The organism is Natronorubrum amylolyticum, from assembly GCF_052040145.1.
Lineage (GTDB): Archaea > Halobacteriota > Halobacteria > Halobacteriales > Natrialbaceae > Natronorubrum.
The window spans coordinates 458279-473111 of sequence record NZ_JBPPFW010000001.1 but is presented as its reverse complement, the minus strand read 5'-3'; the positions used below and the strand labels follow the sequence as shown (position 1 = coordinate 473111).

Below are 14833 nucleotides of genomic sequence, written 5' to 3'. Positions count from 1 at the left end.
GGTCACGGTTCTGATCGACGCCGGCGCAGCCGTTCGATCAGGACAGCGCCGAACCGGTGAGCGACCAGAACGACGAAGGACGCGACCGTCAGCGAGATGCTCATCGCGATCACGAACAGTCGGGCGAGCCGTCGATCGACCCCTTCGGGTCGTCCCGTACCCTTTCCCGTCATTCCGCGAGGCTACCACCCGCTGACGGATAGTGACCGTCCCTGATCGGTTGGGCCACTGCACTCCGCGACCCGTGACGCAACGAAGTAGCGCGTTCTCGTCGAGACCAGGGCTACCTCGACAGGTCCTCGAGCACCGCCTGCGCTGCGTCCCGTCCGCTGCCCATTGCGCCCTGAATCGACGACCAGCGGGTGTAGTCGCCCGCCAGGTAGATCGGGCCGTCCGGATCGCGAGCGTTCGGTAACCGGTCGTAGATCCCCGGCGGCTGGTCGAACTGGGCGAACGGAATTCGATCGGTGTGCAGCGCCTCGAGGCCGTCGAACCGCCGTTCCGGATACCACGACTCGAGCGCCCGTCGCGTTCGTTCGGCCAGTTCTGCGTCGCTCGTCTCTGCTCCGCGGCTGGTGTCGCTTCGCTTCGAGGTCCGCTGGACCTCGCATCCGAGGTAGGTCGCGCTAATGAGAGTCGCGTCTGCGGGCGCGTACTCGGGTGCTGCGGCGCTGTGCGGAACGACGTGGTTCGGTCCTTCGTCCTCGAGCGCGTTCAACACCAATCGTTTGCCGGTCTCGAGATCCGTCTCGTCCGGCAGCGCGTAGTACTGGGTAACACAACCTCGCGCGTCGGTCGGGATCGACTCGAGACCGGTCAGCTCTCGTGCGGCCGGTGGGTCGGTGGCGACGACGACCGCGTCCGCGTCGCGCGTCGTTTCGTCGGCCGTTTCGACGGTCGCCGTCGATTCGTCCCGCGAAACCGACGTGACCTCGACATCCGTCTCGAGGGCGCCACCCGCGTCCCGAACCCGATCCCCGAGCTGTGCCGGTATCGCTTCCATCCCTCTTGCCGGAACTGCGGCCCCGCCAGCGGCGAGGGTCGCGAACGTGTACTCGAAGACCCGACTCGAGGTCGAGAGCGACCGATCGAGGGTGATCCCGCCGTAGAACGGCGCGACGAACTCATCGACAAAGCCGTCGGAGAAGCCGCGTTCGCGTAGGTAGCGTTCGATCGAGACGTCTTCCTCGCGAGCATCGCCGAAGACGTCATTCGGATCGGTTCCCCGCAACTCCCACCAGAGGCGAGCGACGCGCAGCCGGTCGCCCATCGTGATATCGCGGTTGAGCAGCGTCGCGGGAATAGCGTCGGGTCGCTGGCGCGGGTCGGCGAGCACCGACCGTCGACCCGGTCGCGCGATGGTCGCGCCCGAGGTGAATCGGCGAAGGTCGAGCGCCTCGAGGTCCAGTTCCCGCCGCACTGCGGGATAGGCGGGAAAGAGCACCTGAAAGCCGCGATCGAATCGATAGCCGTCCCGCTCGAGCGTGCGGACGCGGCCGCCGACCGTCTCGTCTCGCTCGAGGAGCGTCACGTCGGCCCCGCCGCCGGCGAGGTGACGCGCCGCGACGAGACCGGCGAGTCCGCCGCCGACGACGAGCACCCGTGGAGTCGTCTGCATACCCCACCTGTCACGCCGGGGGAGGTAAAATCGTGGACCTACTCATGCAGTTGCTTCCCGGGCCGTTGGGCTCATCGGTCGCTCGCGGGCCGTTCAACTGCCGCTACAGATCCGTCACCACCCGGAGGGCGATCCCCGCGACGATCAGGAGGAGTCCGGCGATGGTCGCGAACGGCGGGATCGGGACTGGCAGGAGCACGATGCCGGCGATGATCATAATCGTCGAGAGTCGAACCATGTGACAGCTACGACGAACTATCAGGTAGACCTGCGGCAGGCATGCACAGCGAACGACCCGAAGCCGACACACGGGTACGGGCTCTCGCCGCCGGTATTATGATCGGCCGGCCACAGTGTCAACCATGGTTTCTGCGACCGTGACGCCGATCGAGCGCGGCACGATTACCACCGACGTCAACAACATCATCGAGGGGGCGACGCTGGGGACGAACGACGAGCCGAACCCGGAGACGGTGATGGGCGACGGGCCCGTCTACAACCTCGTCATCGACCACCCCGAGGCGACGATCCTCTGGGACACCGGCTCGCATCCGGAGGCCGATTCGGGCCACTGGCCCGCCGACCTCTACGCCGCGTTCGAACACACCGGGCTGCGGCCGCTCGAGGACGACCTCGCCGACGCGGGCTACGCCGTCTCCGATATCGACTGCGTGATCCAGACCCATCTCCATCTCGACCACGCGGGCGGGCTCTACGCGTTCGAGGGGACCGACACGCCGGTCTACGTCCACGAGGAGGAGCTGCAGTTCGCCTACTACAGCGCCAAGACCGACGCGGGCGACGAGGCCTACGTGGCGGGCGATTTCGACCGCGACCTGAACTGGGAAATCGTTCACGGCGACCGGGAGTACTTCGTCGAGGACCTCGAGTTCGTCCACCTCCCGGGCCACACGCCCGGTCTGCTCGGCGTCCAACTGGAACTCGACGACGCCGGCACCGTCGTCCTCGCTGGCGACCAGGCCTATACCCGGGCGAACTATCACGACGAACAGCCGATGGGCGGGCAGTTACTCTGGAGCAAACGTCACTGGCTCGAGAGCCTCCGGACGGTCAAAGACCTCGAGCGACGGCACGACGCGACCGTTATCTGTGGCCACGATAGTGACGACCTCGAGACGCTCGAGTCGCTGTAGCGGCGGCCGGTTGCCGAGTCCGGTACGATTTTGCTCGTCGCGACTACGGTAGGTGGTATGGATACTGTTGACAATAGCGATGACGCCGGCGAGGCCGATTTCCAACCCGTGTTCGAGAATCGCGTCCGGTTCGCCGAGACCGACCAGCAGGGAATCGTCTTCTACGGCGAGTACTTCACCTTTCAGGACGAGACCGTCTCCCAGTTCTTTCGAGAGATCGACTACAGCTACGAACAGATGGAGACCGACGGCTGGCAGGTCCACGTCGTCAACGCGGAACTGAACTACCGCGACGCGGCCGAGTTCGGTGACGTGCTCGTCAACGAACTGCGCGTCGCCGAGACGGGCACGGCGAGCATCACCTTCGAGTACCGCGTGAGACGGGAATCCGACGACCAACTGCTCGCCGACGGCACCGTCACGCAGGTCGCCGTCGACCTCGAGACCGAGGAGCCGATCGCCGTCCCCGACGCGTTCCGGGAGGCCGTCGCGGCGTATCAGGGCGGCCTTCCGGAGTGAGACGGCTCGAGGAAGTCACTCGAACTATCGACGCACTCTAAAAAACGTCAGCCGTGAATCGACCGCCTCAGTGGATCCCGATGTACGCCTCGCGGATGTACTCGTTGTCCTGGAACTCGGCCGCGGATCCCGCGAGTTCGATACTCCCGGTCTCGAGCAGTGCGAGGCGTTCGGCGTGGCGGAGCGCGAACGTCGAGTTCTGCTCGGCCAGCAGGATGGTGAGCCCCTCTTCCTGATTCAATTTCTCGATCGCGTCGTTGATGTCCTCGATGATGATCGGTGCCAACCCGAGCGTCGGCTCGTCTAACATCAACAGATCGGGATCGCTCATCAGCGCGCGACCGATGGCGAGCATCTGTTGTTCGCCACCGCTCATCGTTTCGGCCTCCTGATCGCGGCGTTCGTCGAGTCGCGGGAACAGGTCGTAGACCATCCGCATGTCCTCCTCGACGGCCTCGCGGTCGTCCCGGAACTGCGCGCCCATCTGCAGGTTCTCGTGGACGGTAAAGAACGGAAACAGGTCCCGATCTTCCGTACAGTAGACGAGCCCGTCAGTGACGATGTCTCGAGGGCTAACGGTCGCGAGGTCGACACCGTCGTAGTGGATCGATCCGTCGTACTCGAGGAAGCCGGCGATCGCGTTCAGCATGGTCGTCTTCCCGGCTCCGTTGGGGCCGATAACGCCGAATATCTCTCCTTTGCCGACGTCGATCGAGACGCCCTGTAGTGCGTGCGCTTTACCGTAGTAGACGTGGAGATCGTCGATCTCGAGGTGTGGCGTGGTGTTGTCTGACATCTACATCGCCTCCGTACTGCCGAGGTACGCCTGTTTGACCGCCTCGTCCTCGGCGATTTCCTCGGGCGACCCCTCGGCGATCTTGCTGCCGTTGTGGATCACGACGATCCGATCTGCGAGCTTCATCAGTCCGCCCATGTTGTGATCGACGACGATCATCGTGATTCCCTCTTCCCGCAACTCCTCGAACTTGTCGACCAGATCGTTGATCTCCTGTTGGTTCATCCCGGCGAAGGGCTCGTCGAGCAACAGCATCTCGGGCTCCGTCGCGAGCGCCTTCGCGATCTCGAGTCGCCGGATATCTGCGTGTGGCAACTCGTCGGGCATCTCCTCGAGTTTGTCCTCGAGATCGATTCGCGCCGCGTACTGGTAGATCTCTTCGTCGGTGGCTCCGCCGCGGAACGCCAGCACGCTGTTCGGAAGGGTGAACAGCTTGATGTTGGCTGCGACGGGCATCTCCGTGATCGGATTGGACTCCTGAGACACCCTCGAGAGACCGTTCTCGACGACTTCGTGAGTTCTGTAGTCGGTGATCTCCGAACCGTCGAAGTGAATCGCCCCGTCGCTGACCTGATAGCGTCCCATCGTACAGTTGAACACGGTCGACTTGCCCGACCCGTTCGGGCCGATCAGCCCGACGATTTCACCGCGGTCGACCTCGAACGAGAGGTCGTCGACGGCGACCAGTCCACCGAATCGTTTCGTCAATCCGTCTAACCTGAACAGACTCATCAGTTCTCACCTCCGTCTCGGGAGCCGAGCCGCCCGAGATAGTGCCAGAGCTTTCGGAATAGTCCGTCGCGGGCGAAGACGAGCACGAGCAGAATCAGCGTCCAGAGCATGACCCAGCGGCCCGTCGCACCGAAGATTCGCAACACCTCCTCGCGGAGGACGATCACGAGGAACGCGCCACCGATCGGTCCGAGGATCGAACTCATCCCGCCGACGACGGCCATCGCGATCAGTTCGATGCTCCGGTCGACCAGCAGGAAGTTCAACGGGTTCACGGTGCCGTAGAAGTGCGCGAGCAGCCAGCCGCCGATTCCCATCGGGATCGAACTCAGCACGAACGACCAGATCTTGAATTTGGTCGTGTCGATCCCGGCGGCGGAGACGGCCGTCTCGTTCTCCCGGATCGCGACGAAGATCATCCCGACGTTCGATCGAGCGACGTACAGCAGCGTGACCGCGATCAACAGCATCGGGACCAGCATGACGTAGTACCGCATCACCGGATCGAAGGTTGTGATTTCGACTCCGCCGACGGTAAAGTCGATCCGCCCGACCCGGACGCCGAGTTCACCACCCGTGTAATCGCTGAACGCGTAGGTGAGCTGGTAAAATATCAGGCCGGCGACGAACGTGACCAGCGAGAAGTACGGTCCCTTGAGCCGCAGCGACGGAACGGCGATCACGAGGCCGATCGTCAACGCGGCGAGGACCGATAGCGGCAGCGTCACTGCAAGCGAGAGATCTGGGTTGACGTTCCCGATAAGCAACGCAGTGGTGTACGCGGCTCCGCCGGAGAGAACGGCGTGACCGAAGCTGATGTAGCCCGTATAGCCGCTCTGGATGTCCCACCCCATCGCCAGGATCGCCCAGATCGACGCGAGCGCGAGCGTCCGCAGGAGACCACTCATGCCGAGCAGCGGTGCCCAGACGGGAACGAGCAGCAAGACGAGTAGCGACCCGAGAATCAGCGCGAACTGTAGGCCGTTCAACTCGCCGAACACCTGCCCGAACCGGTCGTTGTAGCCGTCGGCGATCGAGTTGAGCGGGCCGCCGAGACGGCCGGTGTCACTACTCATGAACCCACTCCCTCCCGAACAGACCCTGTGGCATTACGAGCAGTACGATGACGAGCACGAGCAGCGAGAACGTGCCCCTGAATCCGGCTCCGAGAAGCTCCACGGTCAGCGTCTCGAGGTAGCCGATCAGGTACGCCGCGACGATCGAGCCCTTGATCGAGCCGATGCCGCCGATGACGACGATGATGAACGCGAGCGCCAATGGATCGAGCCACATGACCGGACTCGTCGACTGAAGCGTTCCGATGAATACGCCGGCGAGACCGGCGAACGCGCCCGCGATCAGCCACGTCCGCGCTTTGATTTTTGGAAGATCGACGCCGGTCAGCTGTGCGCCGCGTTCGCTCATCGACGTCGCGAGGATCGATCTCCCCTCGTCGGTTCGGGTCACGTAGTACCACAGCAACCCGATCGCGATCCAGGAGACGACGAAGCCGACGACCTCGATGTTCGTGACGCGAACGAAGTCGACGGGGACACTTCCGGGAACGAGGTTAATCAGCGTTCGCGGACTCGAGGAAAAGCCCATCACGAACAGTTCCGAGAGGATCAGTGCGACGACGAGCGTCGCGAGAAACGTGATCACCGGATTCTCCTCGATATGCTTGACGAGGCCGATGTAGAGCACGTACGAGGCGGCCGCGCCGACGGCGATCGCGACGATGAGTCCGATCCCCGTCGGAAGCGACAGTATGCCGAACGTCGATCCCGACGTGACGACGAGAAATCCGTACGCCCCGATCATGATCAAGGCGCCGTGGGCGAGGTTCAACACGCCGCCGACGCCGAAGATCATCGTAAAGCCGATCGCGATCAGCGCGTAGACGGCGCTGATCATCGCTCCCGTTACCAGTACCGAAATAAGTGCACCTAACATGTCTCACATCCAGTCGGGAGCGAGATGGTCGGCGCTCGCGAAGTCACGCGGGAAGACGCACTCGAACTCGCCGTCTTCCTGCCACTGCGTGACGGGGAAGTTCGAAATGGTTCCGTCCACTTCCGTTTCCATGACGTCGTGGGGGTACTCCGAGTCGGGGCCGTAGAACTCGATCTCCCCCGTTGCACCGGTGTGGTCGGTCTCGAGTAGTTCGTCGACGATGGTGTCGATATCCGCCTGGTAGTCCGCCGTGCCAGCGCGCTCGACGGCGTTCTTGTAGACGAAGACGGCGTCGTAGGAGTTGTACCCCATGTACATCGGGAGACTCGGTCGACTGTCGCCGTACTCTTCGACGTAGGCTTCGGTGAACGGGACCGTCTCCTCGGTGATCTCTGCTGCGCCTGCGGCTCCCGACTGCGAGGTCGTTTCGTAGAGGCAGGCTCCTTCGGAGTCGTCCCAGAATTCGGGCGACATCCCGGGAACGTGAATTCCTTCGATACCGAACTCATACTCGTTCTCCCGCCAGTTGACGAGCATCCCCGTGCCGACGTTGTGTGCGAAAAAGCGCAGCATTGCGTCGGCGTCGGCGTCGCTGACGTCGCTGAGCATTGGTGAGAAGTCGTCGGTTCCCGGCGCTAGTCGATCCTCGTGGACGACGTTGAGTCCGCGGTCCTCGAGTTCGTCCGGGAGGTTCTCGGAGAACGGCACCGTCCAGGCGGCGTCGTCCGCGATATGTGCGAAGTCCGTCCAGCCGTGTTCGTCGGCGAGGAACTCGGCGTAATCGGCCATACCGAGCGCCTGCAGGTCGGAGTTGATCGGGCCCGACCGGAAGATGTTCTTGAACTGGTCGTAGTCCTCACCGACCGTATCGGTGAGCGTAATCGGATCCGCAGATCCGGTGATCAAGAACGGAATGTCGACTTCCCCGACGTAGTCGACGATTCCCTGTGTGACCTCGCTCACGAACGTCCCTATCAGAACGTCGATGTTCTCCTGTTCGACCATGCGCTCGGTCGCGGTCATCGACTCTCCGGGGTCGCCGAGCGAGTCCTCGGAGATCAGTTCGACCTCTTGGTCGAGAATCCCACCGTCTTCGTTGACCTGATCGACCGCGAGTTGGGCACTGTTCTCCGCTCCTGCCCCCATATCCATCTGAACCGGCCCGAGATGCCCGATACGGATGATGTCGTCGTCATCTTCGCCGAGACAACCGGCGAACGTCGTCGCTACTGCACCGGCCCCGGCCGCGCCGATAAATGTTCGTCGTCCAATCCCAGATCGTCCACCGCGTTTTCGACCATTGTTAACCATTGTTCACCACTATTGGCTCTCCGTCCTTCCTTTCCAATCACGCTATATTAAAGATGAGGGTAGTTAACAGACAGCTATTGTCTGACGATAACAACGCACAAATAGAAGCGGTTGCTGAACGATCTGTTTACAGCGGAAAATACCGACGAATTACCGGACGATGCGCTCGTTTGCAACGAAAGTGCCTGTATTGTTCACAGTCGGTACGTGTCTCCCTCGAGTGAGACGACCCCCTCGTGGTGGAGATGGTCGAGATGCGCGAACGCCTCGCCCGGTCCGTGGACGATGTGAATCCCCTCGAGCCCTCCGAACAGGTGTGCGCTCACCTCCCACGCGTCGGCCGGGCCGTGCTCTTCGAGAATCCCGAGGATTTTTTCGCTTCGCTTGCGGTGGTGGTCGACGATCTCGAGCGCGCGGTCCCGCGGATCGTCGACCGGATCGCGGTGGCCGGGCCAGAGCCGGTCGTACTCGCGGTCGGCGAGTCGTCGAAGTGTCGTGAGGTATGTCTCGAGCGGCCGCTCGACGCGGACGTCCGCACCCCCGACGTTCGGCGTGTAAACGGGGAGGACGGCGTCGCCGACGAACGCTTCCGATCTGCCCTCCGTTTCGATTTCCAAGCAGCTGAGCCCCGCTGCGTGGCCCGGTGCGTGGACCGCCTCGAGCGTTCGACCGCCGACCTCGAGCACCTCGCCGTCTTCGATCGGCGTCACGTCGGCCGGTTCCCCCTCGAGGTGGGCGGCCTGCTCGAAGAACTCCAGCAACGTCTTCTGGGCGTCGTCGGGGACGCCCCACCGCTCGAGGTACTCCCGGCGCCGCTCCTCTACGGCAGCCACTGCGTCGGGATCTTGCTCGATCAGCGGCGCGTCGGCCTCGTGAGCGTACACCGTCGCGCCGCTTTCGGCCTGAATTTCGCCGGCGAGTCCCGCGTGATCGACGTGAAAGTGAGTCAGAACGATGTCGTCGATGTCGGAAAACGCGTAGCCGCGTTCGGCCAGTCCCTCCCGCAGTTCCGCTCGAATCCCTTCCGTCGCGAGTCCGGTGTCGACGAGCGCGAGTTCGTCGGTCGTCTCGTCGGCGAGGACGTACGCGTTGTTACGCCCCTCGAACTCGTCGTTTCCCAGCGTGATACGGTCCATGTCGACACTGCACAGGTTGTCCGTTGGTAACTGTACTGGTAGCGGAACACCGACTCCGAACTCAGGGAGCGTCGATCGCTGAGAGAAATCGAACGGCCTCGCTACCCAGTCAAATACAGTGCGTGCCGACGTTCAACCCTCGAGTTCAGCCCGGAGCAACTGGTTCACGTCGCCGGGGTCCGCGCTGCCGCCGGTTTTCTGCATGACCTGCCCGACGAGGAAGTTGATCGCTCCGTCGTCGCCCGACGCGTAGTCGTCGACGGCGTCGGGGTTCTCGTCGATGGCCGCGACGACGGCCTGCTGGACTTCGTCCTCGTCGGTCTTGCCGAGCCCTTCGTCCTCGACGATCTCGTCCGGCGCCTTCTCGTCGTCGAGCATCGAACGCAGCACCGTCTCGCGGGCGTTTTTCGCCGTGATCTCCTCCTCTGCGACGAGTTCGACGAGTCGCGTCACCTCCTCGAAGCGCCCCTCGAGATCCGTAATTTCCATGTCGCGGTAGTTGAGTTCGCCCAGCAGGTTGTCCGCGACCCACGTCGCAGCCAGATCGGGATCGAACTCGCTCGCGACGTCCTCGTAGAAGTCCGCGACCTGTTTGGTCGAGGTCAGTTTCGAGGCGGCCTCCTCGTTGAGCCCGTACTCGTCCTGGAAGCGCTCGCGTCGCGCGGAGGGGAGTTCCGGAATCGAGATCTCGTCCTTCCAGTGGGCGACCTGCAGCGGCGGTAGATCAGCCTCCTCGAAGTAGCGGTAGTCTTTCTCCTCTTCTTTCGACCGCATCGAGACCGTGATCCCGCGGCTCTCGTCCCAGTGGCGGGTCTCCTGTTCGACCGCGCGGCCGCGCTGGATCGCGTTCTTCTGGCGGGTCTCCTCGTAGGCTAACGCCTTCTCGGCCCCCTTGTGACTCGAGATGTTCTTGACCTCGGTACGGTTTGCGGCGGCGAGCGCCTCCGCGCCGATGTCGGTGACGTCGCCGCTCTCGATCTCGTCTTCGGGAATGATCGAGAGGTTGGCGTCGATCCGCAGGCTGCCGTCCCGTTCGGCGTCGAAGACGCCCAGGTACTCGAGGACCTCCTCGAGTTTCGCGAGGAAGGCTCGAACCTCGCTCGGACTGCGGAAGTCGGGGGCCGTGACGATCTCCATCAGCGGCGTCCCCGCGCGGTTGTAGTCGACGAGCGTGTACTCCGCCGAGTCGATGCCGCCACCGCCGCCGACGTGCTGGAGGCTGCCCGGGTCCTCCTCCAAGTGGGCGCGTTCGATCGTGACCGTCCGGCGCTCGCCCTCGACGGAGACCTCGAGTTCGCCCGCCTGACAGATCGGCTCGTCGTACTGGGTGATCTGGAAGTTCTTGGGCAGGTCGGGGTAGTAGTAGTTCTTCCGGTGGAATCGGGTCTCTTCGGGGATGTCGGCGTCGATCGCCTTCCCGATCTTCACGGCCCCCTCGACGGCGGCCTCGTTCAGTACCGGGAGCGCGCCCGGCAGGCCGAGACAGACCGGACAGACGTTCTCGTTGGGCTCGTCGGTCTGGTCGGTCGAACAGCCACAGAAGATCTTCGTGTCGGTCTCCAGTTGGACGTGGACCTCGAGGCCGATGACGGTGACGAGGTCGCCCTGCTGGACGGTCTGGGCAGTCATTGGAGGCGATTCGGGCCCGTGGGGGTAAAACGTAACGGGACGGAGTCGCTTATCTGGCGTCCTCGAGTTCCTCGAGCGCCTCCGGATTCTCGATGCTGCTCATATCGCCCAGATCCTCGCCCGTGTACGTGGCTTCGATGGCTCGGCGGATGATCTTCCCCGACTGCGTTTTGGGGAACTGGTCGACGAACAGAATCTCGCGCGGACGGAACGGCTTTCCGAGTTCCTCGCCGACCTGTGCGCGCAGTTCCTCGCGCAACTCGTCGGTCTCCTCGAAGCCGTCCTCGAGGATCACGTAGGCGACGACCGCCGTCCCGGTTGTCTCGTCCGGGGCCCCGATGGCCGCGGCCTGATTGACGGCTTCGTGGTCGATGAGCGCCCCCTCGACCTCCGCGGGGCCGACCTTCCGTCCCGCCACGTTGAGCGCGTCGTCGGCCCGGCCGTGGAGGAACCAGAAGCCGTCTTCGTCCTTCTGGGCCCAGTCGCCGTGGTTCCACATGTCCTCGAACGTCGACCAGTACTCGTTCAGGTAGCGCTCGTCGCCCGACCAGAGCGACTTCGTCATCGACGGACAGGAGTCCCTCGCGACGAGGAAGCCGCGTTCGTGATTTTCCTTCACCGAATTCCCCTGCTGATCGACGATGTCGATGTCCATCCCGATCCCCGGCCCGCCGAGCGTACAGGGTTTGAGCGGTTCGGTCGGCATCGGCATCAAGAAACAGCCACAGATCTCCGTCCCACCGGAGATGTTGATGATCGGCGCCTCGCCGCCGCCGACGTTCTCGTAGAACCACAGCCAGGATTCGGGATCCCAGGGCTCACCCGTCGAGCCCAGCAGGCGAACCGAGGAGAGGTCGTGGCCGGAAAGCCAGTCGTCTCCGTGTTTTCGGAGGGCTCGAATCGCCGTTGGCGAGATGCCGAACTGGGTGAGCTTGTGGCGGTCGATCATCTCCCAGAACCGATCCGGCTCGGGGTGGTCGGGCGCGCCCTCGTACATGAAGACCGTCCCGCCGAAGGTGTGGGTGCCGATGAGGGTCCACGGGCCCATCATCCAGCCGATGTCGGAGACCCAGAAGAATCGGTCCGAGGGTTTGAGGTCCATCCCGAAGTAGACCTCTTTGGCACACTGGACCTGCACGCCCGCGTGGGTGTGGACGATCCCCTTCGGTTTGCCCGTCGTCCCCGAGGAGTACAGCAGCATCGACTCCTGACTCGAGTCGAGCGACTTCGACTCGTAGGCGTCGTCGGCCGTTTCGACGGCGTCGGTCCACCACTCGTCGCGGCTGCCGTCCCACGGGATTTCGTGCTCGCTGGCCGGATTACCGGCGCCAAGTCGGTCGAAAACGATCGTGTTCTCGACGTGTCCGGCCTCCTCGATGGCCTCGTCGGCCGCCGATTTGAGGAAGACCGGCTTGCCGCGTCGATAGAAGCCGTCACCCGTGAACAGCACTGAACATTCGGCGTCCGCGATTCTGGTTGCAGCCGCGTCGACGCCGAAGCCGGAGAAGATGGGGACCGCGATCGCACCGGCTTTGAAACAACCGTAGAGGATCGAGACGACCTCCGGGACCATCGGCATGTAGAGACCGACCGTGTCGCCCGTCTCGATGCCGCGTTCCTCGAGTGCGTTCGCGACCTGATTCGACTGTCGGTGGAGTTCGTGGTACGTTACCTCCCGGACCTCGCCGTCTTCGCCCTCCCAGATCGTCGCGACCTTGTTTCGCCGTTCCTCGTCGACGGCGGCGTGGCGATCCACGACGTTGTGGGCGACGTTGAGCTCTCCGCCGGGATACCAGTCGGTGAACTGTGGCCCCTTGCTGTTATCTCTAACCTCGTCGTAGCCCTCGTAGAACTCGATATCGAGGTAGTCGACGAGTTCGTCCCAGAACCAGTCGACGCCGCTTGCGGGTTCGCCGTCGACCTCGCTCGTCGTCCGCTCGATGAGGTCGTCGTAGTCGTTGATCCCGTACGTCTGCATGAATTCGTAGACGTTGGTCGACTCAACGAACTCCTGGCTCGGTTCGTGAACGATTGTGTCGACGTCCTCGAGGCTCGGGTCGGTAGTGTTCCCTGTCATCGTTACTCGTAGGTTAGGGTCATGCCGCCATCAAACAATAGGTCGCCGCCGTCGAGGTGTCGGCCGAGATCGGAGAAGCCGATCAGGTAGAGGTTGGCGACGTCGACCGGTTCCATCATCTCCGTGACGCGGGACTGGCCAAGCATCACGTCTTCGATTACCTCGTCGACGGAGATGCCGCGTTGCTCGGCGGTGTCCGCGAGCTGGTCCGTTACGAGCGGGGTCTTCACGTAGCCGGTACTGATCGAGAACGCACGAATGTCGCCGTCGCCTTCGGCGGCGATCGACTGCGTGAGTCCCCGCAGCCCGAACTTCGAGACGTTGTACCCCACCTTGTCGCTGGTGACGTAGTGGCCGTGAACCGAACACATGTTGCCGATACAGCCCCGTCCGTCCTCGGTCTCCCGGAAGTGTGGCATGCAGAGCTTCGAGAGGTAGAGCGGCGCTCGCAGCATGATCTCGTGCATCCGATCGTACATGTCCATCGGGAAGTTCTCGATCGAATCGATGTGTTGCATCCCTGCGACGTTCGCGAGGTACTTGAGGTCGCCGTACTGCGTGGCCTCCTCGACGATCCGCTCGAGATCGTCGTCGTCGGTCAGATCCCCGACGATCGACTCGATCTCGCCCTCGAGGCCGAGTTCCTCGCCGCGTTCGATCGTCCCCTGAAGGCCGTCCTCGTCGATGTCCGTCGCGGCGACCGTGAGTCCGTTACCGGCGGCGGCGAGGGCGGTCGCTCTGCCGATCCCCGATCCGCCGCCCGTGACGAGACAGACGTTCCGACTCGTGAACGCGTCGTCGTCGATCGATTGAATATCGTCTTCCGTCACCGTCGGCGGGGTCACCTGATCCTGAGACATAACTTTCGCTCGATCTACGTTACCTTGGCACGCGCTAAAAGCCGTCCGTTAACATATCAACGGTCGTTTTCGCTTGCCCTTCGTGCCGGTGTCTGTACAGTGGTGCAATTCCCGAAATCGGCTTCTTGGTTCACGGTCGAGCGAAGCCGCACCGATCCGTCATTGGTACTGGTACGTTCGAGACATAGGGATATGATTACTGATGGTAAATATTAAGACCTTGTATGTGATTTTCCACCTAGTGATGATCGATCTTGATATCGACATGCGACAGTACGATTGTCCGTTCATCGACACGACCGATGACGTCGATATCGCCTTCTCGGCCGTCCAGTGGCAACTGGACACCGACGACGAGACGCTCGAGACGCGTCTCATCGCGAAAGGGGAGTCGACGGGGGCGCTCGAGACCGGACTCCGCGAACTTCGCGAGCACCCGAACATGACGGAGTGTTACATCCTCTCGAAGCGCGACGCCGTCGCCCAGATCGGCACGACGATCGAGGAGACGAACGCGATGCGAACGATCGATCGGAACGGCGGCTACATCACCGGTCCGTTCCGAATCGAAGACGGCCGCGAACGGTGGCACGTCGGCTTCGACGACGACGGGGACGAAGACCGCACGCTCGCCGAACTCGAGCGACACAACGACTTCACCGTCGAGGATCGCGACCAGCTCGGCCCGACAGCCCTGTTCGACTTACTGGAGAACTCCGACAGCGCGATGCGGCTGCTCGATGGCTGTCGATCCCTCACCGAGACCGAGCGCACGACGTTCGAGGCTGCCTCGAGGGCCGGCTACTACGAGACGCCTCGCGAGACGACACTCGAGGAGCTGGCGGATCACTTCGATATCTCGAAAACCGCCGTCTCGATGAATCTCCGCCGGAGCGAGCGAAAGGTGCTGAAGGCGGCGTTGACGGCGCTCGAGAACATCGACGACGGCGAAACGCAGTGATTTTCCGCCATCGTCGCGTCGTCCGAACCGTCTCGAATCGTAGCGCTCCCCCTCACCCGACCATCGTCTCGGTCGCAGAAACTATGC

The 14833-nt window shown here is 63.1% G+C and carries 15 protein-coding genes; 3 read left to right on the top strand and 12 right to left on the bottom strand.

The annotated features are described in order from the left end of the window. Positions 1-2: 2 nt before the first annotated feature. The 3 genes from ACSFDB_RS02370 to ACSFDB_RS02360 form a co-directional block, all read right to left on the bottom strand. Positions 3-173: a hypothetical protein gene (locus ACSFDB_RS02370; protein WP_440769440.1), complete on the bottom strand. Its 171-nt coding sequence runs from the start codon at positions 171-173 to the stop codon at positions 3-5. A gap of 110 nt (positions 174-283) precedes the next feature. Next, positions 284-1618: an NAD(P)/FAD-dependent oxidoreductase gene (locus ACSFDB_RS02365; RefSeq protein ID WP_440769439.1), complete on the bottom strand. Its 1335-nt coding sequence runs from the start codon at positions 1616-1618 to the stop codon at positions 284-286. A 103-nt stretch (positions 1619-1721) separates the two neighbouring features. After that, positions 1722-1856, bottom strand: coding sequence for a transporter (locus ACSFDB_RS02360; protein WP_440769438.1), 135 nt, complete (start codon positions 1854-1856; stop codon positions 1722-1724). Positions 1857-1980: 124 nt separating this feature from the next. Between ACSFDB_RS02360 and ACSFDB_RS02355 the strand changes: the two genes are divergently transcribed. After that, entirely contained in the window at positions 1981-2772 is a 792-nt protein-coding gene (locus ACSFDB_RS02355) for an N-acyl homoserine lactonase family protein (RefSeq protein WP_440769437.1), read from the top strand. A 57-nt stretch (positions 2773-2829) separates the two neighbouring features. Next, positions 2830-3291, top strand: a complete 462-nt coding sequence (locus ACSFDB_RS02350) for an acyl-CoA thioesterase (RefSeq protein WP_440769436.1) — start codon at positions 2830-2832, stop codon at positions 3289-3291. 67 nt (positions 3292-3358) lie between these two features. On the opposite strand, the gene ACSFDB_RS02345 is transcribed toward ACSFDB_RS02350, so the two are convergent. From ACSFDB_RS02345 to ACSFDB_RS02305, 9 genes are all read right to left on the bottom strand, one after another. After that, positions 3359-4087, bottom strand: coding sequence for an ABC transporter ATP-binding protein (locus ACSFDB_RS02345; RefSeq protein ID WP_440769435.1), 729 nt, complete (start codon positions 4085-4087; stop codon positions 3359-3361). Further along, the gene (locus ACSFDB_RS02340) at positions 4088-4819 is read right to left on the bottom strand and encodes an ABC transporter ATP-binding protein (protein ID WP_440769434.1); all 732 of its coding nucleotides are present in this window, start codon (positions 4817-4819) and stop codon (positions 4088-4090) included. It abuts the gene before it with no gap. Then, entirely contained in the window at positions 4819-5895 is a 1077-nt protein-coding gene (locus ACSFDB_RS02335; protein ID WP_440769433.1) for a branched-chain amino acid ABC transporter permease, read from the bottom strand. Before ACSFDB_RS02335 ends, ACSFDB_RS02340 begins: the two co-directional genes overlap by 1 nt. After that, entirely contained in the window at positions 5888-6772 is an 885-nt protein-coding gene (locus ACSFDB_RS02330) for a branched-chain amino acid ABC transporter permease (protein WP_440769432.1), read from the bottom strand. Before ACSFDB_RS02330 ends, ACSFDB_RS02335 begins: the two co-directional genes overlap by 8 nt. A 3-nt stretch (positions 6773-6775) precedes the next feature. After that, entirely contained in the window at positions 6776-8083 is a 1308-nt protein-coding gene (locus ACSFDB_RS02325) for an ABC transporter substrate-binding protein (protein ID WP_440769431.1), read from the bottom strand. 194 nt (positions 8084-8277) lie between these two features. Next, complete coding sequence (locus tag ACSFDB_RS02320; protein ID WP_440769430.1) at positions 8278-9219, bottom strand: MBL fold metallo-hydrolase; 942 nt, start codon at positions 9217-9219, stop codon at positions 8278-8280. A 132-nt stretch (positions 9220-9351) separates the two neighbouring features. Then, positions 9352-10848, bottom strand: coding sequence for an Asp-tRNA(Asn)/Glu-tRNA(Gln) amidotransferase subunit GatB (gene gatB, locus ACSFDB_RS02315; RefSeq protein ID WP_440769429.1), 1497 nt, complete (start codon positions 10846-10848; stop codon positions 9352-9354). A 49-nt stretch (positions 10849-10897) separates the two neighbouring features. After that, positions 10898-12925: an AMP-binding protein gene (locus ACSFDB_RS02310; RefSeq protein WP_440769428.1), complete on the bottom strand. Its 2028-nt coding sequence runs from the start codon at positions 12923-12925 to the stop codon at positions 10898-10900. Positions 12926-12927: 2 nt separating this feature from the next. After that, a complete protein-coding gene (locus tag ACSFDB_RS02305) occupies positions 12928-13785 on the bottom strand; it encodes an SDR family NAD(P)-dependent oxidoreductase (RefSeq protein ID WP_440769427.1) in 858 nt (285 codons plus the stop codon). 244 nt (positions 13786-14029) lie between these two features. On the opposite strand from ACSFDB_RS02305, the gene ACSFDB_RS02300 reads away from it, so the two are divergent. After that, positions 14030-14746 (top strand): helix-turn-helix domain-containing protein, encoded by a 717-nt coding sequence (locus ACSFDB_RS02300; RefSeq protein ID WP_440769426.1) that lies wholly within the window; start codon positions 14030-14032, stop codon positions 14744-14746. Positions 14747-14833: the final 87 nt, after the last annotated feature.

What these genes read in the sequence shown, in the direction of transcription:
- ACSFDB_RS02355 (WP_440769437.1), top strand. Translation starts at nt 1,981, where the DNA reads ATGGTTTCTGCGACCGTGACGCCGATCGAGCGCGGCACGATTACCACC.
- ACSFDB_RS02300 (WP_440769426.1), top strand. Translation starts at nt 14,030, where the DNA reads ATGATCGATCTTGATATCGACATGCGACAGTACGATTGTCCGTTCATC.
- ACSFDB_RS02305 (WP_440769427.1), bottom strand. Translation starts at nt 13,785, where the DNA reads ATGTCTCAGGATCAGGTGACCCCGCCGACGGTGACGGAAGACGATATT.
- ACSFDB_RS02350 (WP_440769436.1), top strand. Translation starts at nt 2,830, where the DNA reads ATGGATACTGTTGACAATAGCGATGACGCCGGCGAGGCCGATTTCCAA.
- ACSFDB_RS02340 (WP_440769434.1), bottom strand. Translation starts at nt 4,819, where the DNA reads ATGAGTCTGTTCAGGTTAGACGGATTGACGAAACGATTCGGTGGACTG.
- ACSFDB_RS02310 (WP_440769428.1), bottom strand. Translation starts at nt 12,925, where the DNA reads ATGACAGGGAACACTACCGACCCGAGCCTCGAGGACGTCGACACAATC.
- gatB (WP_440769429.1), bottom strand. Translation starts at nt 10,848, where the DNA reads ATGACTGCCCAGACCGTCCAGCAGGGCGACCTCGTCACCGTCATCGGC.
- ACSFDB_RS02345 (WP_440769435.1), bottom strand. Translation starts at nt 4,087, where the DNA reads ATGTCAGACAACACCACGCCACACCTCGAGATCGACGATCTCCACGTC.
- ACSFDB_RS02360 (WP_440769438.1), bottom strand. Translation starts at nt 1,856, where the DNA reads ATGGTTCGACTCTCGACGATTATGATCATCGCCGGCATCGTGCTCCTG.
- ACSFDB_RS02335 (WP_440769433.1), bottom strand. Translation starts at nt 5,895, where the DNA reads ATGAGTAGTGACACCGGCCGTCTCGGCGGCCCGCTCAACTCGATCGCC.
- ACSFDB_RS02370 (WP_440769440.1), bottom strand. Translation starts at nt 173, where the DNA reads ATGACGGGAAAGGGTACGGGACGACCCGAAGGGGTCGATCGACGGCTC.
- ACSFDB_RS02365 (WP_440769439.1), bottom strand. Translation starts at nt 1,618, where the DNA reads ATGCAGACGACTCCACGGGTGCTCGTCGTCGGCGGCGGACTCGCCGGT.
- ACSFDB_RS02325 (WP_440769431.1), bottom strand. Translation starts at nt 8,083, where the DNA reads ATGGTTAACAATGGTCGAAAACGCGGTGGACGATCTGGGATTGGACGA.
- ACSFDB_RS02320 (WP_440769430.1), bottom strand. Translation starts at nt 9,219, where the DNA reads ATGGACCGTATCACGCTGGGAAACGACGAGTTCGAGGGGCGTAACAAC.
- ACSFDB_RS02330 (WP_440769432.1), bottom strand. Translation starts at nt 6,772, where the DNA reads ATGTTAGGTGCACTTATTTCGGTACTGGTAACGGGAGCGATGATCAGC.